The sequence below is a fragment of the Neptunomonas sp. XY-337 genome (assembly GCF_004959845.1).
In the GTDB taxonomy this organism is placed as follows: Bacteria; Pseudomonadota; Gammaproteobacteria; order Pseudomonadales; family Balneatricaceae; genus Neptunomonas; species Neptunomonas marina.
In genome coordinates this window covers 676176-701732 of the sequence record NZ_SPLL01000002.1, presented here as the reverse complement: position 1 = coordinate 701732, position 25557 = coordinate 676176, and the positions used below count along the sequence as shown (strand labels likewise).

The following is a 25557-nucleotide window of genomic DNA, read 5'->3' as shown; positions in this document are numbered from 1 at the left end:
TTATCCCATCTTGGCCGCCAAGCTTTATTTAAGGCCATTTACTTTTATAGGTTCATATTAAATGTCATCAGACAACCAGCCCGCATTCTCTGAACTGGGCTTGGCCGCTCCTCTATTGCAAGTTTTGCAAGAGATCGGCTACGAAACACCATCTCCGATTCAAGCAGCAAGTATTCCACACCTTCTAGAGGGGAAGGACCTGTTAGGCCAAGCGCAAACAGGAACAGGAAAAACCGCTGCTTTCGCATTGCCACTGCTATCGCGTATCGATATCACTCGCAATGTGCCACAGCTGTTAGTACTTGCGCCAACTCGTGAACTGGCGATTCAGGTTGCTGAAGCATTTCAAACATACGCGCGTCATATCCCGAAGTTTCATGTGCTGCCGATCTATGGTGGTCAGGCATATGATGGCCAGCTACGCCAGCTGCGTCGTGGTGCTCACGTTATTGTCGGCACACCTGGACGTGTTATGGATCACATCCGTCGTGGCTCATTAGTGCTAGACAACCTACAAGCGCTGGTACTAGACGAAGCTGACGAAATGCTGCGCATGGGCTTCATCGACGATGTTGATTGGATCCTGCAGCATACGCCAGACACACGCCAGATCGCACTGTTCTCTGCAACGATGCCTTCAGCTGTTCGCCGCCTTGCCCTGCAGCACTTGAAAGATCCGCACGAGATCAAGATCGCGAGCAAAACTGCGACAGCAACGACCATCAAGCAGTCGTATTGGCGTGTGGGCGGACTGCACAAACTAGATGCGTTGACACGAATTTTAGAGATGCAGCAGTTCGATGCGATGATCATCTTCGTGCGCACAAAGTCTGCGACGATAGAACTTGCTGAAAAACTAACAGCACGTGGCTATGCGTGTGAGGCACTTAACGGTGACGTATCACAACAACTACGTGAACGCACAGTTGAACGCCTAAAAGCAGGCAAGCTCGACATCCTTGTAGCCACGGATGTTGTGGCACGCGGCTTAGACGTAGAGCGTATCAGCCACGTACTAAACTACGATATCCCTTACGATACCGAATCCTACGTTCACCGTATTGGCCGTACCGGTCGTGCGGGTCGCGAAGGTGAAGCCATTCTATTCGTATCACCGCGCGAACAGCGCATGCTACGTATGATCGAGCAAGCCACACGTCAGAAGATCGCGCCTATGGAGCTACCTTCTGCCGCTGACATCAACGTCAAACGTATCGACCGCTTTAAGCAGCAGATTACAGATACTATCGAAAACAAAGATTTATCAGAGTTTTTGGGCGTGCTGTCTGAGTACCAAGTGGAGAACGATGTTGATCCTTTGAACATTGCAGCCGCACTTGCATCACTGATGCATGGCAAGACACCGCTTTTACTAAGCGAGCGTGAGCTTCGCGCACCGAAGAGCTTTGATGATCGCGATGGCAATCGCAATAAAGACCGTTCTAAGGCGAAGCGTCGTCGCCAAGAGGGCTACGACATTGATATGCAGCGCTACTGCCTATCCGTTGGTCACGAGCATGGTGTTAAGCCTGGTAATATCGTGGGTGCGATTGCAAATGAAGCCGATATTGAGAGCAAGTACATCGGCCAAATCGAGATCAAAGATAAGGCGACCTTTGTTGACCTACCAGCGGGCTTACCTAAAGAACTAGAAGGCGTTCTACAGCGCACTATCGTTTGCGGTCAGCGCCTGAATGCGAAAAAGGTTAGCGGTGCCGATGGTAATGGTGGAGGCCGCGGTGGCCGAGGCAATGGTGACAAACGTCGCCGCTCCGGGCCACGCAAGCCTCGTAACGAAGGCTAAGTCATCTCACGTATAAGAAAGGCCAGCAATTTGCTGGCCTTTTTGTTGGATTTCGATCTAGTTCATATCTACTGACGCCATAACGCGCCATCCGATTTTTTATCCAGCAAATCAAGAAACTTCTCGTGAGCGCCAAGCTCCTCATCCGAGGCTTTCAAGACAGAAAGTTCAAGGGCATGGGCACCTACGCGTTTAATTTCACGCGTGCCATCACCGCCCTGCTCATCACCATCATCCGCTAGCAATAAGGATGTTTGACCACCCGTCAGTCCAAGGTAGACATCCGCCAAAATCTCGGAGTCAAGCAATGCTCCGTGCAGCTCGCGATGAGAGTTATCGATCCCATAGCGTTTACACAACGCGTCCAAATTGTTTTTCTGTCCGGGGTGCTTCTTACGCGCCAGTAGCAGCGAGTCGGTAACGGTGCAGATATCACGTATCCGAACATCTATCCCATTGCGTTCGAACTCAGCATCCAAAAAGCCAACGTCAAACGCTGCATTATGGATGATTAGCTCAGCGCCGCGAATATATTCAATAAACGCTCCCATCACCTCGCGAAATGCTGGCTTATCGGCCAGATACTCGTTAGTGATACCGTGTACGGAGATCGCCTCAGCATCGACTTCGCGGTCAGGCTTGATGTACTGATGGTAATTATTTCCCGTCAGCTTGCGGCGCTGCATCTCGACACAACCAATCTCGATGATGTTGTGCCCTTCTGACCATTCAAGGCCGGTTGTTTCAGTATCTAGTACAACTTGACGCATCGTTATGCCTTACTTAAAACTTCATCTACACCACGGTTCGCTAACTGATCTGCTAGCTCGTTTTCTGGATGCCCGCTATGTCCCTTTACCCAGCGCCAGTCAATCGTGTGTTTAGCGCAGAGCTGATCCAGCGTTTGCCAAAGGTCAGCGTTTTTCACCGGTTTTTTCGCCGCTGTCTTCCAACCATTTTTTCGCCAACCATTAATCCACTCGGTAATGCCTTTACGCACATACTGAGAGTCTGTTGTTAGCACAACATCACACGACCGTTTCAGGGCTGTGAGTGCTTGGATCGCCCCCATTAGCTCCATCCGATTGTTGGTTGTTTCCTCTTCACCGCCCCATAGCTCTTTCACTTGATCGCCATAGCGCAGCACGGCTCCCCAGCCACCGGGGCCGGGATTACCTTTACAGGCACCGTCGGTAAAAATCTCAACGGGTTTCACTTATTTGTCCTCGAGTAGCCGGTTCAGGCACAGGTAATTGAATAAAGCGCCGTGCACGGCGCTTCGGTGCGATCGGTGTCATGCTTGCCACATCTTTTCTAACTAGGGTTGCGTAAAAGGCCCCGCACCCTGGCAATGAACGCCGCCCTAAGCGATTAAGGCCTGCAAAGCGCCCACGCCATGTATCTGATACGTAAGGTGGTTGGTAATAATCGGTCAGGGTACGTACCGTTGTGAGACCAAGCAGTTGTATCCAATCATGCAGGCGGCGCTGGCTAATGAATTGTGCGCGTCGCCAAACTTGCGCATGCTGCTGACACGCCCGCCACTTCATGACACCCCAAAGCGATGCCGGATTAAACCCCACAACCAAAATGTAACCACCCGGCCTGACAACACGAGCAGCCTCACGCACCACCTGATGTGGCGATGCTGAAAAATCCAGCGTATGGTGCAGCAAGACCACATCCACAGAGTTCTGATTCAGCGGCATCTCTGTTGCATCAGCCACCAAACTCTCTGGCCCCATGCCTAAGGTTAGCTCTGGATAGATTACAAATTTGTGCGTAATCGTGCTCGCATCCGCCAACGGGTGCAGCGGGTTTACACCAATTTGCGCTAAATGCACTCCGTATAGGCCCGCGAGCAAACGATCTAAAATGCGCTGCTCAAAGGCTAACAACTCATGGCCAAGCCCATGCTCAAACCATGTCGCTATCTCTTTTAGTGCATTGTCCTCTGCGAGGTCGGCTGCTGCATTCATCATTCCTCACTCACCCATAGAACCTTTGGATACATATGTTAACAGCCCACTTTGTTTAGTGGTAATCTCTTGTCACTAAAATCAACGATGGAGCCACCATGCTGCACATTCAACCTCTTCCCGCATTCAATGATAACTATATCTGGAAGCTGAGCCATGATGAGCAGGTAGGCGCCTATGTTGTTGATCCGGGCGACGCGCAAGTTGTGCTAGACGCTTTAACCGCAACCAATACGCCACTGCTCGGTATCCTTATTACTCATCACCACTATGACCATACAGATGGTGTCGCGCGATTAGTGGAAACCTACGATGTACCCGTCTACGGCTCCAAAGAAAGTCCATTCGCTGGCATTACTCACCCGCTCAGTAGTGGGGATACTGTCGCCGTGTTTGACGCCACGTTTACCGTACAAACAGTACCTGGCCATACGCTGGACCACATCGCCTACTTTACACAAGACACATCAGCGCCTGTTGTGTTCTCCGGTGATACACTTTTTCTAGCCGGATGCGGCCGGCTATTTGAAGGCTCTCCCGCACAAATGCTCGATGCGATGGATTGGTTTAAGTCTCTACCTGATCACACTAAGGTATATTGCACCCACGAATACTCGCTAGCGAACCTAGCCTTTGCAGCGGCCGTTGAACCAAATAATGCTGCCGTAAAGACAGCGTTACAGAGATGCACAGCCTTGCGCGAACAAGACCAACCAACACTACCCACCTCCATCGCCCAAGAGAAAACCATCAACCCGTTTATGCGCGCAGATCAGCCTGATGTTCAAGATGCAGCTAGCGGCTATATCTCGGCACCATGCACGACTCAGCTAGAGGCTTTTACCGCCGTCCGAGAATGGAAAAATAACTTCTAACCCGAACAGTAGAGCCACAAAGATGATTAGACCTTGGAGCGAAGGATTGCCCCTGCTAAACTTGCGCCTTTTAGCTTTTTGGAACTCACCTATGCGCAGTTGCTTTCATATCTCTACTCTTGCGATGCTTGGTCTGCTTGCGGGCTGTCAATCCATACCAGAGCAACAAAGCAGCGCCACAGCGCAACAAGTGAAGCCAACACAGCCGGCGTCGTTCGTCTCATCGTTACCAAAAAAGCACTCTGTTCCAGACCTGCATTTAGAGGAGCAGTACTCAGAGGTTGCTACCGCCCCGGAGGATCTTTGGGAGCTAACCCGCCGAAATCTGCAACTGACTGAGCACGCCTCTAATCCATCAGTGGTACGACAAATCGAGTGGTTTGCTCAGTATCCAAAACATATGCAGCAGATCGGAAGCCGCGCAGAACCCTTCTACCACTATGTACTGAGCAAAGTGCTTGAGCGCGGCTTACCAGCAGAGCTGGCATTACTGCCAGTGGTAGAGAGTGGCTACAGCCCAGACGCGTATTCCTCAGGCCATGCGGCAGGTATTTGGCAGTTTATACCCAGCACAGCAAAATATTTAGGCATCCACCGCAGCCGCTGGTATGACGGCCGTAAGGATGTCATTGAATCCACCGAAGTGGCATTAAATTATCTCGAGAATCTTAATGTGCGCTTCAAAGGCGATTGGCTACTTGCCATGGCGGCCTATAATGCCGGTGGGGGCACCATCTCTAAAGCTATTCGTAAGAACAAGAAAGCCGGGAAAGCAACCGACTTCTGGTCATTATCCCTGCCAAAAGAGACGCGCCTGTACGTACCACGCATCCTCGCCATCGCGGAATTTGTCCGCACTCCTGGCCGTTACAATATGCCGCTGCTACCGATCAAGAATGAGCCATACTTTGAGGTAATCGCTACAGGCGGTCAGATTAACTTACGTCAGGCAGCCCAAATGTCGGGGGTCGAGCTTGATGTGTTAGAGAGGCTCAATTCCGGCCTACTCAAGCATGCGACTGACCCAACGGGCCCACATCAGTTGATTGTTCCTATCGAGCAAGCACCAGCAGTCGTCGCTGCATTGGATGAATTACGTTCAGAGGCCCGCACCGTCTGGGCTGAGCATAAAATCCGCTCAGGCGATACACTGAGCACAATTGCTCAGCGCTACGGCACTAAAGTGCGTGTTATTAAAGAGGTCAACCAACTGGCATCAAGCACACTGCGGATTGGTAAAGTCCTGCTGATTCCGCAAGCGGAATTACCTGAACTTGAGATGGCCGAGGCCCCCTCTAACATACAATATCAGGTAAAGTCCGGTGATACGCTCTGGAAAATCGCGCGCCAATACGGCGTTTCAGTGAAAAACCTACTGCGCTGGAATCAGCTGCAATCAGCCCGTAGCTTGAAGCCCGGCATGACTCTGAATGTCGCACCGGGCAATGCACTTGCCAAACGGTCACAAGGCAAGCGCATCGGCTATACCGTGCGCCGTGGTGACTCACTTTCTGAAATTGCAGACCGCTACAATATCCGCGTTGCGGACATTCGCCAGTGGAACAACCTTGATAACAAGAGCCTCATTAAAACAGGCCAAAGCCTAACCCTATTTATCAACTAGAGGTGAGTTGTGGACACGCTTGATCTTGTCATTATTGCCATCGCAACAGTTACTGCGATCGCATTTAAAGTCTACCTTTATCGCCGTATCAAACATTGGATGGACCAAGATCTCATCAAAGGCCTCGCCGATGGAGATACGGATAAACAGCAGTATCTAGAGAGTGAACTACAACGCCTTTATCTTGAGAAAACACCACGTAATCAAATTCATGACACACTAACCAAACTTGCCGAGAACTATTCGGGATAACCGCCATCCAAGTTGGACAGTGGAAATAGCGTCTCCACCCTGCTATAACCTAGGATCAACTTCGAGTTCGGTGTTATTAGGATAGTTACTATGCCTTTGTTTTCTAACGGTAAAAAATTAATAAAAACAGCCCTCACCTCGGTTACACTCGCACTCTTATCCCAAAGCCTAGTCGCTGCGCCACAACACGGTTTGGCCATGCACGGCGATCTGAAATACAGCCCAGACTTTAAGCACTTTGAATACGCCAACCCTAACGCGCCTAAAGGGGGTGAAGTAAAGCGCTGGGCACTTGGGACATTCGATAGTTTTAACAGTTTCATCGTTAAAGGTACGCCGGCCGACGGGCTAGCTCTGATCTACGATTCCCTAATGGAAAAGGCGCTTGATGAGCCGTTCTCGCAGTATGGTTTGCTTGCAGCTTCTGCAGACCTTGCCGAAGACAACACGCAAATTACCTTTAAGCTGCGCGAGAGCGCACAGTTTTCCGACGGTGAGCCTGTTACCGCCGAAGATATCGTTTTTACGTTCAACATCCTCCTAGAGAAAGGTTCGCCTTTTTACCGCAGTTATATTGGCGACATCAAAGAGGTGGTCGCAGAAGACTCGCGCACAGTGACCTTTAAGTTTAAAAACGGTAATAACCAAGAGCTTCCGCTGTTGGTCGGAGAGATTCCAATTCTCCCTAAGCACTATTGGGCAACACGTGACTTCGCGACGCCATCCGTTGATATTCCAATCGGTTCGGGGCCATATGTGATTGACGGCTTTGAGCCGGGCCGCTCCGTAACCTACCGACGCAACCCCGATTATTGGGCTGCAGACTTGTCGGTTATGAAAGGCCGCTACAATTTCGATGAGATTCGCTACGACTTCTATCGCGACAGCACCGTCTCGATGGAGGCATTCAAAGCCGGAGAGTACGACTTCCGTCAGGAGTACACCTCTAAACTTTGGGCAACCGCTTACGAAGGTCCGCAATTTGATAGCGGCGAGATTATCAAGAAGAACCTTGAGCACGGCCGACCAACCGGCATGCAGGGCTTTCTGTTTAACACCCGCCGTAATCTATTTTCTGATCCTAAGGTACGCCGAGCATTGGCATACAGCTTCGACTTTGAGTGGACCAACGAGAACCTCTTCTATGGGGCCTACGCACGAACACACAGTTACTTCTCCAATTCAGAGATAGCTGCGCGCGAGTTACCAACCCCTGAGGAGCTGGCACTCCTAGAGCCATATCGTGATCAACTCCCAGCTGAAGTCTTTACCCAAGTCTATTCCGCGCCGACGTTTAAAGACCCTAAAGACCTGCGTCGTTCCGCACGCACAGCGTTAAAACTACTCAAAGAAGCCGGTTGGCAGCTCAAGAAAGGCAAACTTATTAATAACAAGACGGGTGAACCGTTTGAGTTCGAGATCCTAATCGTCCAGAAGGCCTTTGAACGCATCGTGGCGCCGATGCAAAAAAATCTTAAACGAATGGGTATCACAGCAACCATCCGCGTGGTCGATGTGCCGCAATATATCAATCGTTTGCGCGACTTCGATTTCGATATGGTGGTGGGCAGCTTTGCCCAATCTGCATCGCCGGGTAACGAGCAGCGCGAATTCTTCGGCTCTTACAACGCTGACCAAAAAGGTAGCCGCAATCTGGTTGGCATCAAAAACCCAGTGGTCGACGCACTCATCGAAAAGATCATCAGCGCGCCCAGCCGTGAAGAGCTCGTCGTTAGTGCCCGCGCACTGGATCGCGTCCTGCAGTGGAACTACTACGTTATTCCGCATTACCACAGCCGTGCAGACCGCGTTGCGTTCCGTAACAAGCTAGCGTATCCAGACGTCCGGCCCCAATACGGATTGGGCTTTGATACTTGGTGGGTAAAGGATAACGCTGAATAATGGCCGCTTACATTGCGCGCCGCCTGCTGCTGATAATCCCTACGCTGATCGGTATCCTCACGATCAACTTTTTGATTATTCAAGCAGCACCGGGCGGCCCTGTAGAGCAGACACTCGCTAAACTTGAGGGCTTGCAAAGCAGCACGCTGCCTGGAGGAGGTACCAGCGGAGATACCACCACTAGTAGCTCGGAAGGCAGCAGTTACAGAGGCGCTCGCGGCCTCGACCCTCGGCTGGTTGCAGAGATCGAAGCACTCTACGGGTTTGATAAACCTGCATGGGAGCGCTATCTACAGATGCTGGGCAACTATCTAACCTTTGACTTTGGTAAGAGCTTCTACAGCGACAAAACCGTGGTAGAACTCATCGTAGAGAAACTGCCCGTATCGATATCATTGGGGCTGTGGACCACGCTGCTCACCTATCTGATATCAGTGCCGCTGGGTATTCGCAAAGCAGTCAAAGATGGAACCCGCTTTGACGTCTGGACCAGCACGGCCATTATCGTCGGTTACGCGATACCGAACTTCCTCTTCGCCATTTTACTGATCGTTCTATTTGCAGGCGGCAGCTATTTTGACTGGTTTCCGCTGCGCGGATTGACCTCTCCAGATTTTGAGCAAATGACGCTTATCGAGAAAATTGGCGACTATTTCTGGCATATCACACTGCCCGTGCTTGCGTCAGTTATCAGTAGCTTCGCAACCTTAACCATGCTGACCAAGAACTCATTCCTCGATGAGATCAACAAGCAGTATGTCCTAACAGCGAAGGCGAAAGGCTTAACAGAGCGAGGCGTGCTGTATGGACATGTATTCCGTAATGCGATGCTCCTGATCATCGCTGGGATGCCCGCGGCACTGGTTGGAATCTTCTTTACCGGCTCCATGCTGATCGAGGTGATCTTCTCTCTGGACGGCTTAGGCCTGCTTGGTTACGAAGCGGTTATCAATCGCGACTACCCCGTTATTTTCGGGACGCTATATATCTTTACGTTGATTGGCTTACTTATGAAACTGATTAGCGATCTAACTTATGTACTGGTTGACCCCCGTATCGACTTTGAGAGCCGGGAGTAGCGATGATGACCTCATTAAGCGTATCGACTCAGAAAAAGCTTAGCCCCATCAACCGGCGTCGCGTTGCAAACTTTGTCGCCAACCGGCGCGGTTATTGGTCGCTATGGGTCTTCTTAGCGTTATTTCTTTTAAGCCTGTGCGCAGAACTGATCGCAAATGATCGGCCACTGCTTATTAAGCTCAATGGTGAGTTGTTCTTTCCGGTCGCCACCGATTACCTAGAGACGGACTTCGGTGGCGAATTTGAAGCACTTGCTGACTATCGCGACCCTTACATTCAGGAGCTTATTGCAGACGAAGGCGGCTGGATGCTGTGGCCGCTGATCCGTTACAACCACCAAACCATCAATTATGATCTGCCGGTGCCCGCGCCCTCCCCACCGACGTCCGAGAACTGGCTAGGTACGGATGATCAGGGCCGAGATGTGGTCGCACGGGTTATTTACGGATTCCGCATATCCATACTCTTCGCACTCGTCCTAACGATCGCGAGCAGCATCATTGGCGTGATCGCTGGCGCCGTGCAGGGCTACTACGGAGGTAAAGTCGACCTCTACTTCCAACGCTTTATCGAGGTGTGGTCTGGCTTACCGGTGCTCTTTCTATTGATCATTCTGGCAAGCTTCGTTGAGCCAAACTTTTGGTGGCTGCTCGGCATTATGCTGTTGTTCTCTTGGATGACCCTTGTGGATGTGGTGCGGGCCGAGTTTCTGCGCGGTCGTAACCTAGAGTACGTTCGCGCCGCCAGAGCGCTGGGCGTGGGTAACCGGCAGATTATGTTCCGCCATATTCTGCCTAATGCGATGGTCGCCACGCTCACCTTTGTACCTTTTGTGTTTAACGGTGCCATCGTAACACTCACCGCGTTGGATTTTCTGGGCTTCGGCTTACCGCCAGGCTCCGCGTCACTTGGCGAGCTCATCGCTCAAGGTAAGAACAACCTTCACGCTCCGTGGCTCGGGCTTACTGCCTTCGTGGTACTGTCTGTGATGCTAACTCTTCTCATCTTTATTGGCGAAGCAGTTCGCGATGCCTTTGATCCTAGGAAAAGCATGATATGAGCCAACCCATACTAACGGTAGATAACTTGAGTGTGCGCTTTGGTGAAGGCAGCGCTGCGGTGGATGCTGTAAAGTCAGTTAGCTTCTCATTGGAGCGCGGTAAAACGTTGGCGATTGTAGGCGAGTCTGGATCGGGTAAATCGGTTACAGCACTTTCCATCATGCGTCTGCTCACCTACCCAAAAGCCAGCCACCCGAGCGGCGCTATTCATTTTAACGGGAACGATGTGCTGGCGATGGATGAGCAAGCGTTGCGCGAGCTGCGGGGCAACCAAGTCAGTATGATCTTCCAAGAGCCGATGACTTCGCTTAACCCATTGCACACCATCGAGAAGCAGATTGGCGAGAGCCTCTGGCTGCATAAACAATTAACCGGCAGCGCTGCCCGTGAGCGCATTATCGAGTTGTTAAACTTGGTTGGTATTCGCGAGCCGGAGAAACGCTTAAAAAGTTATCCCCATGAGTTATCAGGTGGCCAACGGCAGCGCGTCATGATCGCTATGGCGCTGGCTAACGAGCCGCAACTCCTCATTGCCGATGAGCCGACAACGGCACTCGACGTGACTGTCGAGAAGCAGATTTTAGACCTACTCGACTCGCTGCAACAAAAGCTCGGGATGGCTATTTTGCTCATCACCCATGACCTCAACATTGTGCGCCATCACGCAGATTACGTGTGTGCCATGTACCGTGGCGAGCTTGTTGAGCATGGTGCAACAGATGCCCTATTCTCTGCGCCACAACACCCTTATACGCAACAACTGCTGGCCGCAGAGCCAAGCGGCACTCCAGCCCCGCTTGAGTCCGGTGCACAAGAGATCGTTAGCGCTGAGAATTTGCGCGTTTGGTTTGCAACCCGCAAAAGCTTTTTCGGGAAACCACTAGAGTATCTAAAAGCGGTGGATGATATCGCTCTGCAGCTTAAAGCTGGCGAGACGTTGGGCATTGTTGGGGAATCAGGTTCCGGCAAAACCACGATGGGAATGGCAATCCTGCGGCTTATCAGTAGCCAAGGTGATATTTTCTTCCAGCAACAACGCATCGATAACCTGCCACAACGCCACATCACTCCCCTGCGCCGCGAACTGCAGGTCGTTTTTCAAGACCCGTATGGAAGCCTAAGCCCGCGCATGTCAGTGGGCGAGTGCCTCGCAGAAGGTTTGGAAGTTCACGGCATTGGTGATGCACAAGAGCGCATTCAGCTGATCGAGAAAGCACTTGAAGAGGTTGGGTTAGAGCCAGAGATGCGGCACCGCTACCCCCATGAGTTTTCGGGTGGACAGAGACAACGTATCTCAATTGCGAGAGCATTGATTTTAAAGCCTAAAGTCATCGTGTTAGATGAACCAACCTCGGCGCTGGATCGCACTGTTCAAGTCCAAATTGTCGACCTACTGCGCAATATTCAACGCAAATACAAGATCAGCTATATTTTCATCAGCCATGACTTGGCCGTAGTGAAAGCGATGAGCCACCGCGTGATGGTGGTTAAGCAAGGGAAGATTGTTGAAGAGAACAGCACCGATGCACTGTTCTCTTCACCTCAAACCGAATATACCCAAACGCTACTCAATGCGGCATTCAGTTAAGCACGGCCTAGACGCAATCTGAATAGTAATAACAGCAGGCCAAGACCGAACAGTACCAATGTGCCCGGTGTCGGGATCTCTGTACCATCGGCAGGGTCGCGCGCCCAAAATGAAATGTGCGAGTAGCCCTGAGCATTGTTATTGTTCGGGTTTTGGAAATCATCCATATTCCAATTACCCGTAAAGGTGTAGGCGGTCGCGAAGTTGAAGCCACCACCAATGGCTGGCGCAAGGTCGATAAAGTCGAAGTCGTAAATACTTACAGCGGTCGATGATTTGAACACAAAGGCCAGATGGTCAAACGAGTTCGGCCCCAAGATCGCCTGCACGGCCGCAATCGCAGCGGGATCAACGGCAAGGTTCCACGTTCCTCCTTTACAATCATTTGGCGGCCCCGAATTACACACCAACGAAACATCCAGCACGCTCGCCAGATCAAGGGTATCTAGGAAGGAGTACCGAGTGCCGCTATCGGCATCAATCTCAGCCAGATGGATCCAACCCGGGTCGTCAAAGATGCCATCGCCGCTCAACGCCTGAAGCTCAGTACTGTCGATAAAGGTTAATGGATCTAGGCCGTCTTCGGTTCTTGGGCCCGTTTTTACCGGTTCACCGTTCAGGAAGCCGTCTTCTAGTTCACCGATATTGGGGTCAGGGTTATTCGCTGGCCCATCATTAATACCTTGAAAAAGCCCCGCACAAGATGTCGCGTTCAAGCTACCGCTATATATGGGGGTACCCGAGCTGGTTTCTGATATGCCGGTAATTGATACTGAGTCGGTGGTACAGCCCCCGTCTCCCATCAAATACGCGGATGCTTTGGAAGGAAAAAGAAATACCGCACAGACAGCAAATAACAGTGTCAGGTATCCAGTATATGTATGTGCTCTCATAGGATTGGCCCTCTTGAAAAGCAACATCCATGTTCACCTAAACGTTACGAGAGAGTCAGCATAACTCGTGCCAAAATATAAGCGTATGATTTTAATAACACTTTTTTATATTGCAGCGCAGCAATGTAAAATTTTCCGACACTTTTTATGCACTCTCAGCCAAGCTCCTCACCACGCGTTTGCAATAACTTCGCCAACTCCACCACTCCAGGCCCTGCTCGGTCGGCGTCCACCACCACGAGATAAAGCGTGACATTGCGCTGCCCACCAGTTGCCAATGGCAAGCGCTTTAAGACACCTTGCTTTAGCTGGGTGCGCATCCGTGTTGTTGGAATCCAAGCAAAACCAATGCCTCTACAGACCGCATCAACAGAGGCCTGAAAGTTAGACACAGTGACCCGCTGGCGGGCCTGTAGCCACCCAGCATCCACATCCTGCTTTCCCGAATCTCTGACAACGAGTTGACGATGTAGCCGCAGATCTTGATAGCTGAGGTCGCGCCCTAGTTGGTGTAACGGATGACTTGGCGCAGCCACCAACTGGAAATCGACGGTGACAAGCGGGTCTGCGACGTACCCCGGAGGCAACCGCGCAGTAATAACGATATCCGCCTGCTTTTGCAGCAGTGCCTCATCGGTACCGCTCAAAATGGCCTCACGCCACTCAATGCGGGTCAGCGGATGGTTCTGCGCAAACTGCTCAATAACATCCAGCATCAGCTCGCTGGGTACCAGCGCGTCCGCTGCAACACTGACGCTTGGCTCCCATCCTTTTGAAAACTGTTTAGCTAACCCTTCAACTTGCAGCGCATCTTCTACCAGAACTTTAGCGCGGCCATAAAGCTGTTTACCCATCGGCGTGAGTGCAGCGCGGCGCCCTTGTAGCTCAAATACCCTCACAGAAAGCGCTGTCTCCAGCTTTTGGATCGCATAACTGATCGATGACTGGCTTTTGTCGAGATGCTCAGCCGCTGCGGCATATCCATGGCACTCAACCACAGCGATTAGCGCCTGCCACTGTTCCAACGTCACTTCAATTTTCATATCTATTTTCTTGATCAAATAAATCGAATTATAGCTATTTATTATCCATTAAATAAATATAAAACTATCACCATTGATCTCACAAATCAGGCGGAACACACCATGAAAACACTACTCCATATCCAAACCAGCATTTTTGGCAATGATGGCCAATCTAACCAAATTGCACAAAGCTATATCCAGAAGTGGCAAGCTGACAACCCAATGGGGGCCGTCGTCGAGCGCGATTTAATCAGCCAGCCCCTTCCCCATATGGATTTAGCCATTGCCACCGCGCTGCGCGCGCCCGCAGACCAACGAACAGCTGCCGACGAGCAAGTCATTGATCTATCAGACACGTTAATTGCAGAGCTCAAACAAGCCGACGCTATTGTGCTGGGCGTTCCGATGTACAACTTTTCGATTCCTACGCAGCTAAAAGCGTATTTTGATCTGCTAGCGCGTGCAGGAGAGACGTTCCGCTACACCGAAAATGGCCCTGTTGGTCTCATTGAGAGCAAGCCTGTATTACTTATTACAACGCGCGGTGGCATGTACAAAGACACCGCATCAGACCATCAGATACCTTTTGTTCAACAGTTCCTAGGCTTTATCGGATTAACGGATACGCGCGTGATCTATGCCGAGGGTTTAGCCATGGGCGATGTCGGTGAAGGCTCACTGAAAAACGCACATGAGCTGGCAAAAAACATAGCTTAATCAGTAACGCGATAGCTGTTGGAGTGCGCATCAACAGCTATCGGCTTTCATCAAATTTGTCTCTTAGATGTCGTCCTTTTCAAACAGCTGCTAAAATAAAGGTATCCACCTATCAGAGCGAAGTAAGCTGAATGACTGATCCCCTCTCCACCCATGGCTTTTTTCGGCAGCTCTTTTCATCCTCCAGTGACGCGATTTATGTGATCGACCCTGCCACATCCAAAGTGCTCGAAGCTAATGCTGCAGCCTGCAAAGCGCTCTACATGGAACGTGATGAAGTGGTTAACCATAGCGTTTTAAGCCTAAACAAAGACGTGGTTGGCTTTGAGCAGTGGCGTTTGATCAGCCAGGCGATCAAAGAGCAGGGGCAGTTTCGGTTTGTAGGGCGGCACAAGCGTAAAGATGGCAGCGACTTCCCTGTTGAGGTGATCAGCGACTTCTTCTCGCACGAAGGGAAAGACTATATCGTCTCTATCGCCCGCGACATCAGCGCGCGCAACGCCCACGATACAAAAGTCAGCGATGATGACTACATCCGTACCTTTGTTCTAAACGAGGCTAGCGATGGTTTGTGGGACTGGAATACCCAAGATAACAGCTTATTCTTGAGCCGCCAGTGGTACCGTATGCTGGGCTATGGACCTGATGAGGTCACAAATCCAACACTCAACACGTGGAAAGACGCTGTCCATCCCGAAGACTTAGAGCAAGTCATTAGCTTACTTCAGAGCCACCTTGAGGGAAACGCCTCCCGCTACGAGGCCAAATACCGGCTGCGCAACCGCCAAGGCGACTACATCTGGGTGCATGATCGCGGCATGGTTGTTGAGCGTGACGAGAGCGATGCGCCACTCAGAGTCGTGGGCATGGTACTTGATGTTACCGAAAGCCAATTGCTAGCAGAAAAGCTACTGGAGCACTCTCGCTATGATGACCTCACTAAGCTCTATAATCGTAAAACAGGCTACGAGCTGTTTGAGAAGTACCTTCAGATTAGCGAGCATCAGCCCACCGAAATCCAGATTATCATGCTCGATATTGACCGTTTTAAAGAGCTCAATGATACCTTCGGACACGTAACCGGCGACCACGCGATTCAGCACTTCACTGAGACGATGCAAAGCGTTACACGCAAAACCGATATCCTATGTCGCTGGGGTGGCGAAGAGTTCTTACTCCTCTGCCCCGGCAGCACAAAAACTGCCTCGGTCAAGATGGTGAACCGAATATTGAGTGAGTTCAGCCAGACACCTTTCACAACCGATGAGGGGATCGAGCTGCATCTAAGTGCAAGCGCCGGCGTGAGCAGCTACCCAGAGGACGGTCACTCCATTCGCGGGCTTGTTAAGGCAGCCGATACGGCCATGTACAAAGCGAAATCGCTTGGGCGCAACCGTGTTTGCACCCAAGAAGATCTCAGCTAATTACTGCTTAGGATTACGAGCTTCATCGTTTGGCTCAAGGCGGTGGCCTGCCACAACAAACTCTGGCAAGTTGAGATCGCCAAACACGGCTGCTAAGCGCGTTGCAAAGATGATCAGCATCGAGATAACCGCCAAGATTTGCTGGTCAATTAAGCCGTAGAACGCCACATAAAATATCGCGCCCAGCATGGCACATGTTGCATAAAGCTCGCCATCACGGTGCAAAATGAGCGGAATTTGCCCCGTCAGCACATCGCGAATCATGCCCCCGGCAGCCCCAGTGATACAGGCCATCATGACCACAATGGTTGGACTAGCGTCTAGCATCAGGGCTTTTTCAGCGCCTAAAATCGCAAAGAGCGCCAACCCAGCAGCGTCAAGGATTAGCATCAACCGCCTTGGATACTGGAAATATCGGCACAGCAAAAAAGCCGCTACCGCAGACCAGATGGCCGTCCAGAGATAGGTGGTGTTGACCACCCAGCCTAATGGGTAGGAATCAAGTGTAATATCCCGAATCGTACCGCCGCCTAAAGAGGTGACAATCGCCAACACCACCACCCCTAGCGTGTCCATCCGCTTTCCTTGTGCCGCTAGCGCCCCTGTAATCGCGAAAACAGAAACACCAATTAGCTCAGCGATATAGATAAACTCATCATACGCCACGTATGCTACTCCTCAGCGATCAACACCAACGGCCGCGGCGGCTACCTGTAGTACCCGCCAACTTCACTAAACCAACCCGTGTATGGGCATGACATAACGCAATTGCCAGTGCATCTGCCGCATCTGCTTGCGGTATTCCGGGCAACTTCAGAATATGGGACACCATATGCTGAACTTGTGTTTTATCAGCCGAGCCTTTGCCGACAACCGCTTGTTTAACGGCTCGGGCCGCATATTCGTATACAGGCAACGATTGCTGACTTGCCGCCACAATCGCCACGCCACGCGCCTGCCCAAGCTTCAATGCAGAATCTGCATTACGCGCCATAAAGACCTGCTCGATCGCCACCTCTTGCGGTGAGTACTGGCGTATGACCTCGGAAATACCCGAGAAAACTTGATCGAGCCGTTCCGGCAATGCATCACCTTTAATTCGGATGCAGCCACTGGCAACGTACTCATTTTTTGCACCCACAGAGTTAATAACGCCGAAACCGGTGATACGGGAGCCTGGGTCAATGCCGAGAATCAGCATGTATCTGCTTGTCCTTACTTTAGACAAAAAAACAAAAGCCGGGCTAAAACCCGGCTTTCTCATGACAACAACGGAGGGGTTTATGCCTCGTAGGCCTCCGGTGGAATCTCAGCATTATGATAAACATTTTGCGAATCATCTAGATCCTCCAAAACATCAATCAACTTGAGGATCTTCTGGGCCGTTTCAACATCCAGTTCAACTGATGTTGAAGGCACCATATCGACCTCAGAATGCGCAGGTTCAAGGCCCGCCTCTAACAACCCTTGTTTCACATCCATGAAAGCTTGCGGTTCGGTGAGGACTTCAACAGAGCCATCTTCGTGTGCCACCACATCATCTGCACCTACCTCTAACGCCACTTCCATCACGGCATCTTCATCCGCATCCGTGAAAGTGATGCGGCCCTTCTTATCAAACAAGTAAGCCACCGAGCCATTCGTGCCCAAGTTGCCGCCATGTTTATTGAAAGCCGCTCGTACCGCAGCCACGGTACGGTTGACGTTATCGGTCATACACTCAACGAGGATCGCAACACCACTTACGCCGTAACCTTCGTAGGTTAGCTCATCGTAGTTCTCACCTTCACCACCACCGGCACCACGAGCAATCGCCTTGTCGATGGTGTCACGCTTCATGTTTGCACCGAGCGCTTTATCAACCGCTGCGCGCAAACGTGGGTTATCGTCGGGATTACCGCCACCCTCTTTTGCTGCAACCACCAGCTCTCGAATCAACTTGGTGAAGATTTTGCCGCGTTTAGCGTCCTGCGCTGCTTTGCGGTGTTTTATATTGGCCCACTTAGAATGACCTGCCATAAAAACCTCTCCGTCGCAGCGCGCTGCACCCCACGATGCCGCGCGCTGGTATTACTTACTGCTCTTTCTTACGCAACTTTATGTTCAGCTCACGTAGCTGAGCTGCACTCACTTGGCCCGGTGCTTCAGTCATCATGCACGATGCACTCTGCGTTTTCGGGAAAGCGATCACTTCACGAATAGAGTCTGTGCCTGTCATCAGCATGATCAAACGATCCAGACCAAATGCCAAACCACCGTGTGGAGGCGCACCGTATTTCAAGGCGTTCAACAGGAAACCAAATTTATCGTCAGCTTCTTCGTCAGAGATACCCAGAATTTCCAGTACTGTTGCCTGCATCTCTTGGTCGTGAATACGCACAGAACCACCGCCTAGCTCACAGCCGTTCAGTACCATATCGTAAGCACGAGACAGCGCTTCAAGCGGGTTAGCTTTTAGCTCTTCAGGTGAACAGCTCGGTGCTGTGAATGGGTGGTGCAGCGCCGTTAGGCCACCGTTGTCGGTCTCTTCGAACATTGGGAAGTCGACTACCCACAAAGGCGCCCACTCGCACTGTGCCATATCGAGGTCTTCACCCACTTTGATACGCAGCGCACCCAGTGCTTCAGAAACGATCTTCGCTTTATCTGCGCCGAAGAATACGATATCGCCATTTTGCGCACCTAAACGCTCCATGATCGCCATCGTTACATCTTCGCCCAAGAACTTGATGATCGGTGACTGCAGACCTTCGATGCCGTTCTCGATCTCATTGACCTTAATCCACGCAAGACCTTTCGCACCGTAGATGCTAACGAACTTAGTGTAGTCATCGATGTTCTTACGCGTTAGCTGAGCACCGCCTGGTACTTTCAACGCAGTCACACGGCTCTTAGGATCGTTTGCAGGGCCAGCAAACACTTTAAACTCAATCTCTGCCATCAAATCTGCAACATCAACCAGCTCCATTGGGTAACGTAGGTCTGGTTTGTCGGAACCGAAGCGCTGCATCGCTTCAGAGAATGGCATACGTGGGAACTCACCCAGATCGATACCTTTAAGCTCAAGGAACAGCTTACGGATCATATTCTCGGTGATGCCCATGATACCTTCCTCGTCCATAAACGAGGTTTCGATATCGATTTGGGTAAACTCAGGCTGACGATCAGCACGCAGGTCTTCATCACGGAAGCACTTAGCCACTTGGTAGTAGCGATCAAAGCCCGCCACCATCAATAACTGTTTAAACAGCTGCGGCGACTGCGGCAGTGCGAAGAACGCACCTTCGTGCACACGGCTTGGTACCAAGTAGTCACGCGCGCCTTCAGGCGTTGCGCGGTTCAAAATTGGCGTTTCGATATCTAGGAAACCGTTGTCATCGAGGTAGTTACGAATCGCATTCGTCACTTTAGAGCGAAAACGCAGTTTCTCTTGCATCTCTGGACGACGCAGGTCGATATAACGGTGACGCAAACGTACATCTTCGCCAACGTGCTGGTGCTCGTCTAACTGGAACGGTGGTGTTTCAGACTTGTTAAGAATAACGAGGTCTTTACCGAGTACTTCGATCTCACCTGTTGGCATATCTGCATTAACAGTGCCTTCAGGACGATTACGCACCAGACCACGTAGCTCGATAACATACTCGTTACGAACACTATCCGCGAGCGCGAAGCTCTCTTCTCGGTCGGGATCAAACACAACTTGGGTCAGACCTTCACGGTCACGGACGTCCAAAAAGATAACTCCACCGTGGTCACGTCGACGGTGAACCCATCCGCTTAGTGTTACCTCTTCACCAACATGCTCTTTTCGCAGATCGCCGCAATAATGGCTGCGCATAATCTCTTGTTCCTATTGTTTAACCGCGTGCTGAATGAGCCAGCACATAGAATTGGGTATCAAAAATAAAGGCCGAAATTATACCTGAAAGCGTACTAGAAAACAGGCTTTCGGCCTCGGCAATCGCGTTAAGCTTGGATCAATTGCAGATCACCGGTTAACATCGTTGCTACTTTTTTACGAATCGCTTCCACCTGTTCTTGCGTATAGGCAACAGGAGGATGAGCACCCCACACAGGGCCGGGCCACGCCGGATCGGATTCTTGACGTGCAACATGGTGTATATGTAGTTGGGAAACGATGTTCCCAAGAGCGCCGATATTCATCTTCTTGGCAGCAAAACTATCGGCCATTAGCTCAGCAAGCTCTGCCGATTCATCCATCAACTGTTGCCGATCCTCTTTGGATAGATGGTATATTTCAGTGGCCCCGGCACGGCGCGGAACCAAAATAAACCACGGGTATTGAGCATCGTTCATGAGTAATAATCGACATAGCGGAAAATCGCCCAATACAATGCAGTCGTTAGCCAAACGGCTATCGAGTACGAACTCAAGCTCTAATTCATCCATCTTTCACACTCCGATACGTTGATAACCAGACACAGTATACGCTATGGCATACCGACTCGCTCTTGTTCAATCCGTTCACGATATCCCGAAAGATCAATGGGATACCTGTCTAGGTAGCGATTACCCATTCCTGCAATATGCATTTATCGCGGCGCTGGAAGACAGCGGCGTTACCCATGCAGATACCGGCTGGCAGCCTCTTCACATTACCCTCTACGAGGGCGATACGCTGCTTGCGATTGCACCGTCCTACATTAAAACCCACTCCTACGGCGAGTATGTCTTTGACTGGGCATGGGCCGATGCATATCAGCAGCGCGGGCTGGACTACTATCCTAAACTGCTCACCGCAGTGCCTTTTTCGCCTGTTACTGGCCCGCGCATACTGACGCAGCAACCATTAAACGAGGTCGTTCCATGGCTCGCCGAGGGCGCCACTGCATTTTGCGAACAGCAAGGCTTTTCGTCGTGGCATACGCTGTTTCCAACCCAAGCTGAAGCCGAAGCCCTCTCCGATGCTGACTTACATATTCGCCTCGGGAGCCAATATCATTGGTTTAACGAAGGCTATAGCCACTTTGACGACTTCTTGGCACGTTTTACGTCACGCAAACGTAAAAGTGTGAAACGCGAGCGGCGCAAAGTTGCTGAACAAGGCGTCACCATTCGCTGCGTTGAGGGTAACCATATCGATAAAACGCTGCTAGACAGCTTTTATCACTGTTACCACCTCACGTATTTAAAGCGTGGCCGACAGGGTTATCTCAACAAAGCCTTCTTCGCTAACCTATTGGAAAACATGGCGGATCAACTCGTCTTGCTTGTAGCAACCTATGATGAGCAAACCGTCGCGTGTGCTTTGTGCTTTAAAGACAGCACCACCCTTTATGGCCGTTATTGGGGCTGTTTAGACAATTTCGATAGCCTGCATTTCGAAACCTGCTACTACACTGGCATCGAGTATTGTATTGAACAAGGCTTACAGCGCTTCGATCCCGGTGCCCAAGGCGAGCATAAAATACAGCGCGGATTTCAACCGATTGAAACCTGGTCATCGCACTTTATTGCACATCCGGGGTTTGATGGAGCAGTCGGGAAGTTCGTTGAACAAGAAAAACAGGCGATGCAAGAGCAGATAAAGGAGCTCACGACCTGGTTGCCGTTTCGTTGCGAGGACTAAAAACAAGAGAGAATAATGGAGGCGCGAGCCGGAATCGAACCGGCGTACACGGAGTTGCAGTCCGCTGCATAACCACTCTACCATCGCGCCTTAGAAACCGAATAATCTATCAGAATGATACGGCTCCTGAAAAGAGGAGCGCACTATACCGACAAATACAGGCGCTGACCAGCCTTCCCGTCAAGAAAAATCAACACTTGGGTAGATTAGTCGATACACAGCGTGGGTTCCGCTTTTCCTGAAGACACATAAGTGCGGCAGCCGAAAAGTACGGTGGTACTGGCGCACTGGCCCGCAACACTCGTTCCAATCTTGGCTCCGGTCTCTTTCGCTAAACAAGCCACTTGGCATTGATCACTGTCGGAGCACGCCTTACCCGCATCATGCGCCGTTAAAACACAGGCAGGCTGCTGCAACTTACCGACCTTTCGCCACTCGCCTGCATAAGCGCGGCACTCTTTACTCTGTCTGGATGCTCGCTGCCAGCTCAACTAACGATGTCTGAGCCTGCTGCTTCTGCGGCAAACCACTGCACGCCGCGAGCAAACCACAGCACACCCATGCAAACGTCAAATAAAGTGGTTTCAACAAAAGTCCCTCTTAAATCAGCAGAGCCAACAAAAACCTGACATATGAAAGCCGCAAGCAGTTACCGCAAACCAAGCAGCGGCACATCAGGCAAGTTTTCAGCTACGGCCTGATAGGTTTCATAGCCTGTGAGTCGGTCCACCACCACGGGCAGAGGCGCTGGCCATATCTCGGGTAGATCGGCTTCGCCTTCAGCGGTTGCAGCGTATGCTAACTGTTCTTGTGGCGGGCAAAACGCTGCATTCACACCCGGCTTATCGCCGCGAGCATCCACCCGATACCAACCAAACTCCTGCAGATATACAGCGTTCAAGCCATGTAAGCAGTATTGCGATGGGGTCATGCTGGTCAAACGCTGATAACACAACCCTGCCGGTATGCCGTTGGCGCGTAAGAGAGCCGCTAAAAGATGACTTTTGGCATAGCAATACCCTGTGCGGTGCGCCAAAACATCCGAAGCGCGGCAGGTGACTGGGTTCAGTTGGTAATCCCAACTGTGCTTAATCTCATCCTTCACAAACGCAAAGCAGGCGCGCGCAATATCGATAGGCGTGTCCAACCCTTCAGACAGCACCCTTGCTTTAGCCAACACATCGGGGTGCTGCCAGTCGATATATTGGCTCGACGCTAAATATTCATCCATTTTTGCTATCCCCATCATCACACCTCATCAGCCGAAGGGGCTGCTTATTGCGTCGCTTTCAGTTGAAATAAGCTTGCGCCCATGCCGATAAACAAACCACCACTAATCCGTTGAAACCAAGCCCCGCGGCCACCCGTCAAGAGTCCCTTGGCCCGCTGAGCAAGATAGCCATAGCTGGTAAGCGATACGAATGAGAAGAACATAAAAATCGCAGTCATCACAAAAAATTGCGGCAACACGGCATTAGTGACATCTAAAAACTGAGGAAACAGTGCCGTGAAAAACAGGATCGGCTTCGGATTGGTGGCGGCAACCACAAACCCCTCTTTAAAGGAGGCCGTTAAGCTACGCGCAGGCACGTGACCTGCGCCCTGCTTTAACGTCATGGCTTTACGGCTTGCCAGCAATTGGCGAACACCTAAGTAGATCAAGTATGAGGCCCCCACCACTTTTACCACCAAGAACAAGGTTGCAGAGGTCATCAAAATAGCGCTTAAGCCACTCATCGCTAAGCTCGATAGCAGCAGCAAACCTAGGATATTCCCTAAAGCAGAGACCATCACAACCTTTACACCATGCATTGCACCGTTATAGATCGCTAAGAAGATCGCCGGGCCCGGACTAATGACGTAAAAAAAAGCGACCACCACATACATCAGCAACAGTTCGTAGTTCATGTCTTCCTCCCACCTGAACAAGATTAGCCTGATAGAATAAAGCATTAGCGCTTATCGATATATACATTTTCAACAGCGAAGTAACGGGCTGGCGGCACGCCCATCAAACGCTTAAACATCGCGATAAAATTACTGGGCGTCGCAAAGCCCAGCGCAAACGCCACATCACTAACCGACCTCCCCTGCGCTAACAGCGCGAGCGCATGATTTAACTGAGCCTGATTACGCCACTGCGCAAAGCTAAGGCCTGTCTCAGCTTGCATTAAACGCCGCAATGAGCGCGTAGAAAGCGCACCGAACGCCGCCCACTGCTCCACTGTTTTCGCATGATTTGGCTCGCTTAGCAGCCCTTCTGCAATACGTACTAAACGAGGGTCCTTTGGCATAGGCAGATAGAGCTTTTCCGGTGCTGCGGTACGAATTTCATCCAGCATCACCGCCATGATATGTTGATCTTCGTTTGTTAAATGCTCCCGGCTCCACGTTGTACTGCGCACGACCAACGCCTCTAGTACAGGGTTCAGACTCAATACCCGTGGCTGATGTGGTAGCACGCCGCAAAGTTGAGGATGCAGTAGCACCGAATGGCCAACCACCGTGCTGCAAAACAAAACGCTGTGCTGCGCCCCCGGCGGGATCCACCCCGCACGATAAGGCGGCAGAACCCATGTACCGGCCTCCGTCTTGATCTGCACCAATCCCGCTTGAATACACAGTAGCTGCCCACGAAAATGCTGATGCCAACGATAGGGCTTATCTGCCCTTCTGTTCTGATCAGCCTGCCGAGACCACCGGCAGCCAATAAGCGGCGCGCCTGACGCTCTCTCACTGAAATCCCTTACGCTCATGTCTAAGCCCTGCCTTGGCCGTTATTCATTATATTTCGTCCAAACATCATTAAATTACTAGCAGAAAAACACGCTAACGTAACGCCTCTCTTTGATTATGCCGAGGTGTTTTGCCAATGATCGACTTAACTTTCGCACTCTACTACGCCCTACTTGGCGCTGGTGTTGGGTTTATTGCCGGGCTTGTAGGCGTGGGTGGTGGCGGCCTAACCGTACCGGCGTTTACGCTGCTCTTTACCGCACAGGGTATTGCCGACCAAGAGGTCGTGCATCTCGCCCTTGGAACATCGATGGCCGCGATGATTTTTACCACCTTTAGCAGCATGCGAGCCCACCAGCGCAAAGGCCATATCAACCGGCCACTTGCCATCAAAATGGTCATTGGAGTCACCGCTGGTACGCTCCTCGCTACCACTATCGCAGCTGAGGTAGACGGCATTTTACTCGCGCTCTTTTTCAGCATCTTTATGCTTTATGTGGCTTTTAAAATGTTTCAACCAAAGCCTGTACAACCCAATGCAAACCTACACTCCACTGCGGGTAATATTGGCGTTGGCGGCGTTATCGGCACCGTTTCAGCGCTGGTCTCGGTAAGCGGCGCTGGGATGATTGTTCCCTACCTGATCGGGCAAAATGTTGCGGTGAAACACGCGGTGGGGACATCGGCTGCCATCGGTTTCCCGCTCGCTGTGACTGGGGCGCTCGGTTACCTAGTTAATGGCTGGGAGCACACCGCAACTGCAGAGCTGACATTGGGTTACATCTACCTCCCCGCTGTTGTGATTTTCTCGATCACAAGCTACCTCTGTGCACCCATTGGTGTCGCCTGCGCGGCGCACTTGCCCGCCGATCACTTGAAAAAAGCACTGGGTATTCTTTCTCTATTACTGAGTGTAAAAATGCTGGCACACGTGGCAACGCTTAGCAGGTGGATATAGCAAATTGCGGGGCTCACCTCACGGCAGAGCCCCTACAACTGCAGGA

The 25557-nt window shown here is 51.2% G+C and carries 26 protein-coding genes and 1 tRNA gene; 12 read left to right on the top strand and 15 right to left on the bottom strand.

From position 1 onward, the window contains the following. Nucleotides 1-61: 61 nt before the first annotated feature. Nucleotides 62-1804, top strand: a complete 1743-nt coding sequence (locus E4L36_RS07025) for a DEAD/DEAH box helicase (protein ID WP_127696173.1) — start codon at nucleotides 62-64, stop codon at nucleotides 1802-1804. 68 nt (nucleotides 1805-1872) lie between these two features. Here the strand turns inward: E4L36_RS07025 and dnaQ are convergent, their stop codons facing one another. Genes dnaQ through E4L36_RS07010 form a run of 3 tightly spaced genes read right to left on the bottom strand, consistent with a single transcriptional unit; the run spans nucleotide 1873 to nucleotide 3786 of the window. After that, a complete protein-coding gene (dnaQ, locus tag E4L36_RS07020; protein WP_127696175.1) occupies nucleotides 1873-2574 on the bottom strand; it encodes a DNA polymerase III subunit epsilon in 702 nt (233 codons plus the stop codon). Nucleotides 2575-2576: 2 nt separating this feature from the next. Then, nucleotides 2577-3020, bottom strand: coding sequence for a ribonuclease HI (rnhA, locus tag E4L36_RS07015; RefSeq protein WP_127696177.1), 444 nt, complete (start codon nucleotides 3018-3020; stop codon nucleotides 2577-2579). Further along, a complete protein-coding gene (locus tag E4L36_RS07010; protein WP_136680010.1) occupies nucleotides 3007-3786 on the bottom strand; it encodes a class I SAM-dependent methyltransferase in 780 nt (259 codons plus the stop codon). Before E4L36_RS07010 ends, rnhA begins: the two co-directional genes overlap by 14 nt. A 95-nt stretch (nucleotides 3787-3881) precedes the next feature. Here E4L36_RS07010 and gloB point away from each other — a divergent pair, with 95 nt between their 5' ends. The 7 genes from gloB (at nucleotide 3882) to E4L36_RS06975 (ending at nucleotide 12165) form a co-directional block, all read left to right on the top strand. Beyond that, a complete protein-coding gene (gene gloB / locus E4L36_RS07005; RefSeq protein ID WP_136680009.1) occupies nucleotides 3882-4658 on the top strand; it encodes a hydroxyacylglutathione hydrolase in 777 nt (258 codons plus the stop codon). Between the two features lie 91 nt (nucleotides 4659-4749). Continuing rightward, nucleotides 4750-6282: a LysM peptidoglycan-binding domain-containing protein gene (locus E4L36_RS07000; RefSeq protein ID WP_169051495.1), complete on the top strand. Its 1533-nt coding sequence runs from the start codon at nucleotides 4750-4752 to the stop codon at nucleotides 6280-6282. A 9-nt stretch (nucleotides 6283-6291) separates the two neighbouring features. Beyond that, nucleotides 6292-6534, top strand: a complete 243-nt coding sequence (locus tag E4L36_RS06995; RefSeq protein WP_127696185.1) for a hypothetical protein — start codon at nucleotides 6292-6294, stop codon at nucleotides 6532-6534. Between the two features lie 90 nt (nucleotides 6535-6624). After that, nucleotides 6625-8436: an extracellular solute-binding protein gene (locus tag E4L36_RS06990; protein ID WP_136680007.1), complete on the top strand. Its 1812-nt coding sequence runs from the start codon at nucleotides 6625-6627 to the stop codon at nucleotides 8434-8436. Beyond that, a complete protein-coding gene (locus E4L36_RS06985) occupies nucleotides 8436-9515 on the top strand; it encodes a microcin C ABC transporter permease YejB (RefSeq protein ID WP_127696189.1) in 1080 nt (359 codons plus the stop codon). The genes E4L36_RS06990 and E4L36_RS06985 overlap by 1 nt, the downstream gene beginning before the upstream one ends. A 5-nt stretch (nucleotides 9516-9520) precedes the next feature. Further along, entirely contained in the window at nucleotides 9521-10576 is a 1056-nt protein-coding gene (locus tag E4L36_RS06980; RefSeq protein ID WP_136680049.1) for an ABC transporter permease, read from the top strand. Beyond that, the gene (locus tag E4L36_RS06975) at nucleotides 10573-12165 is read left to right on the top strand and encodes an ABC transporter ATP-binding protein (protein WP_136680006.1); all 1593 of its coding nucleotides are present in this window, start codon (nucleotides 10573-10575) and stop codon (nucleotides 12163-12165) included. Before E4L36_RS06980 ends, E4L36_RS06975 begins: the two co-directional genes overlap by 4 nt. Here E4L36_RS06975 and E4L36_RS06970 read toward each other — a convergent pair. Together E4L36_RS06970 and E4L36_RS06965 are read right to left on the bottom strand one after the other, a co-directional pair. Further along, nucleotides 12162-13058 (bottom strand): hypothetical protein, encoded by an 897-nt coding sequence (locus E4L36_RS06970; protein ID WP_136680005.1) that lies wholly within the window; start codon nucleotides 13056-13058, stop codon nucleotides 12162-12164. The genes E4L36_RS06975 and E4L36_RS06970 overlap by 4 nt on opposite strands. Before the next feature lie 155 nt (nucleotides 13059-13213). Continuing rightward, nucleotides 13214-14101: a LysR family transcriptional regulator gene (locus E4L36_RS06965; protein ID WP_136680004.1), complete on the bottom strand. Its 888-nt coding sequence runs from the start codon at nucleotides 14099-14101 to the stop codon at nucleotides 13214-13216. A 102-nt stretch (nucleotides 14102-14203) separates the two neighbouring features. Between E4L36_RS06965 and E4L36_RS06960 the strand changes: the two genes are divergently transcribed. Both E4L36_RS06960 and E4L36_RS06955 read left to right on the top strand, forming a co-directional pair. Then, complete coding sequence (locus E4L36_RS06960; protein WP_136680003.1) at nucleotides 14204-14800, top strand: NAD(P)H-dependent oxidoreductase; 597 nt, start codon at nucleotides 14204-14206, stop codon at nucleotides 14798-14800. A 131-nt stretch (nucleotides 14801-14931) separates the two neighbouring features. After that, a complete protein-coding gene (locus tag E4L36_RS06955) occupies nucleotides 14932-16224 on the top strand; it encodes a diguanylate cyclase (protein ID WP_136680002.1) in 1293 nt (430 codons plus the stop codon). On the opposite strand, the gene E4L36_RS06950 is transcribed toward E4L36_RS06955, so the two are convergent. From E4L36_RS06950 to E4L36_RS06930, 5 genes are all read right to left on the bottom strand, one after another. Then, complete coding sequence (locus tag E4L36_RS06950) at nucleotides 16225-16890, bottom strand: trimeric intracellular cation channel family protein (RefSeq protein WP_127696207.1); 666 nt, start codon at nucleotides 16888-16890, stop codon at nucleotides 16225-16227. A gap of 19 nt (nucleotides 16891-16909) precedes the next feature. Beyond that, on the bottom strand, nucleotides 16910-17425 hold the full coding sequence (gene ruvC / locus E4L36_RS06945; RefSeq protein WP_136680001.1) for a crossover junction endodeoxyribonuclease RuvC: 516 nt from the start codon (nucleotides 17423-17425) through the stop codon (nucleotides 16910-16912). Nucleotides 17426-17505: 80 nt separating this feature from the next. Then, entirely contained in the window at nucleotides 17506-18243 is a 738-nt protein-coding gene (locus tag E4L36_RS06940; protein ID WP_136680000.1) for a YebC/PmpR family DNA-binding transcriptional regulator, read from the bottom strand. Between the two features lie 55 nt (nucleotides 18244-18298). Then, nucleotides 18299-20065: an aspartate--tRNA ligase gene (aspS, locus tag E4L36_RS06935; protein ID WP_136679999.1), complete on the bottom strand. Its 1767-nt coding sequence runs from the start codon at nucleotides 20063-20065 to the stop codon at nucleotides 18299-18301. Between the two features lie 128 nt (nucleotides 20066-20193). Beyond that, nucleotides 20194-20637, bottom strand: a complete 444-nt coding sequence (locus E4L36_RS06930) for an HIT domain-containing protein (RefSeq protein ID WP_127696215.1) — start codon at nucleotides 20635-20637, stop codon at nucleotides 20194-20196. Nucleotides 20638-20680: 43 nt separating this feature from the next. Here E4L36_RS06930 and E4L36_RS06925 point away from each other — a divergent pair, with 43 nt between their 5' ends. Next, on the top strand, nucleotides 20681-21817 hold the full coding sequence (locus E4L36_RS06925; RefSeq protein ID WP_136679998.1) for a GNAT family N-acetyltransferase: 1137 nt from the start codon (nucleotides 20681-20683) through the stop codon (nucleotides 21815-21817). A gap of 16 nt (nucleotides 21818-21833) precedes the next feature. Here the strand turns inward: E4L36_RS06925 and E4L36_RS06920 are convergent. The 5 genes from E4L36_RS06920 to E4L36_RS06900 form a co-directional block, all read right to left on the bottom strand. Beyond that, nucleotides 21834-21907: transfer RNA gene (locus E4L36_RS06920), tRNA-Cys, on the bottom strand. Between the two features lie 116 nt (nucleotides 21908-22023). After that, nucleotides 22024-22308: a hypothetical protein gene (locus E4L36_RS06915; RefSeq protein ID WP_136679997.1), complete on the bottom strand. Its 285-nt coding sequence runs from the start codon at nucleotides 22306-22308 to the stop codon at nucleotides 22024-22026. Nucleotides 22309-22466: 158 nt separating this feature from the next. Next, nucleotides 22467-23048 (bottom strand): transglutaminase family protein, encoded by a 582-nt coding sequence (locus E4L36_RS06910; RefSeq protein WP_136679996.1) that lies wholly within the window; start codon nucleotides 23046-23048, stop codon nucleotides 22467-22469. A 44-nt stretch (nucleotides 23049-23092) separates the two neighbouring features. Further along, nucleotides 23093-23725 carry a LysE family translocator gene (locus tag E4L36_RS06905; RefSeq protein WP_136679995.1) on the bottom strand — a complete coding sequence of 211 codons (633 nt, stop codon included), beginning with the start codon at nucleotides 23723-23725 and terminating at the stop codon, nucleotides 23093-23095. A gap of 44 nt (nucleotides 23726-23769) precedes the next feature. Next, entirely contained in the window at nucleotides 23770-24573 is an 804-nt protein-coding gene (locus E4L36_RS06900; protein WP_136679994.1) for a helix-turn-helix transcriptional regulator, read from the bottom strand. A 116-nt stretch (nucleotides 24574-24689) separates the two neighbouring features. Between E4L36_RS06900 and E4L36_RS06895 the strand changes: the two genes are divergently transcribed. Then, entirely contained in the window at nucleotides 24690-25511 is an 822-nt protein-coding gene (locus E4L36_RS06895) for a sulfite exporter TauE/SafE family protein (protein WP_136679993.1), read from the top strand. Nucleotides 25512-25557 lie beyond the last annotated feature (46 nt).

Coding starts and splice junctions, on each gene's coding strand:
- E4L36_RS06975 (WP_136680006.1), top strand. CDS start 10,573: ATGAGCCAACCCATACTAACGGTAGATAACTTGAGTGTGCGCTTTGGT.
- E4L36_RS06900 (WP_136679994.1), bottom strand. CDS start 24,573: ATGAGCGTAAGGGATTTCAGTGAGAGAGCGTCAGGCGCGCCGCTTATT.
- E4L36_RS06980 (WP_136680049.1), top strand. CDS start 9,521: ATGACCTCATTAAGCGTATCGACTCAGAAAAAGCTTAGCCCCATCAAC.
- gloB (WP_136680009.1), top strand. CDS start 3,882: ATGCTGCACATTCAACCTCTTCCCGCATTCAATGATAACTATATCTGG.
- E4L36_RS06955 (WP_136680002.1), top strand. CDS start 14,932: ATGACTGATCCCCTCTCCACCCATGGCTTTTTTCGGCAGCTCTTTTCA.
- E4L36_RS06990 (WP_136680007.1), top strand. CDS start 6,625: ATGCCTTTGTTTTCTAACGGTAAAAAATTAATAAAAACAGCCCTCACC.
- E4L36_RS07025 (WP_127696173.1), top strand. CDS start 62: ATGTCATCAGACAACCAGCCCGCATTCTCTGAACTGGGCTTGGCCGCT.
- E4L36_RS06960 (WP_136680003.1), top strand. CDS start 14,204: ATGAAAACACTACTCCATATCCAAACCAGCATTTTTGGCAATGATGGC.
- E4L36_RS06930 (WP_127696215.1), bottom strand. CDS start 20,637: ATGGATGAATTAGAGCTTGAGTTCGTACTCGATAGCCGTTTGGCTAAC.
- E4L36_RS06940 (WP_136680000.1), bottom strand. CDS start 18,243: ATGGCAGGTCATTCTAAGTGGGCCAATATAAAACACCGCAAAGCAGCG.
- E4L36_RS06965 (WP_136680004.1), bottom strand. CDS start 14,101: ATGAAAATTGAAGTGACGTTGGAACAGTGGCAGGCGCTAATCGCTGTG.
- E4L36_RS06895 (WP_136679993.1), top strand. CDS start 24,690: ATGATCGACTTAACTTTCGCACTCTACTACGCCCTACTTGGCGCTGGT.
- E4L36_RS07010 (WP_136680010.1), bottom strand. CDS start 3,786: ATGATGAATGCAGCAGCCGACCTCGCAGAGGACAATGCACTAAAAGAG.
- E4L36_RS06985 (WP_127696189.1), top strand. CDS start 8,436: ATGGCCGCTTACATTGCGCGCCGCCTGCTGCTGATAATCCCTACGCTG.
- aspS (WP_136679999.1), bottom strand. CDS start 20,065: ATGCGCAGCCATTATTGCGGCGATCTGCGAAAAGAGCATGTTGGTGAA.
- E4L36_RS06905 (WP_136679995.1), bottom strand. CDS start 23,725: ATGAACTACGAACTGTTGCTGATGTATGTGGTGGTCGCTTTTTTTTAC.
- E4L36_RS06925 (WP_136679998.1), top strand. CDS start 20,681: ATGGCATACCGACTCGCTCTTGTTCAATCCGTTCACGATATCCCGAAA.
- E4L36_RS07000 (WP_169051495.1), top strand. CDS start 4,750: ATGCGCAGTTGCTTTCATATCTCTACTCTTGCGATGCTTGGTCTGCTT.
- ruvC (WP_136680001.1), bottom strand. CDS start 17,425: ATGCTGATTCTCGGCATTGACCCAGGCTCCCGTATCACCGGTTTCGGC.
- dnaQ (WP_127696175.1), bottom strand. CDS start 2,574: ATGCGTCAAGTTGTACTAGATACTGAAACAACCGGCCTTGAATGGTCA.
- E4L36_RS06970 (WP_136680005.1), bottom strand. CDS start 13,058: ATGAGAGCACATACATATACTGGATACCTGACACTGTTATTTGCTGTC.
- E4L36_RS06910 (WP_136679996.1), bottom strand. CDS start 23,048: ATGGATGAATATTTAGCGTCGAGCCAATATATCGACTGGCAGCACCCC.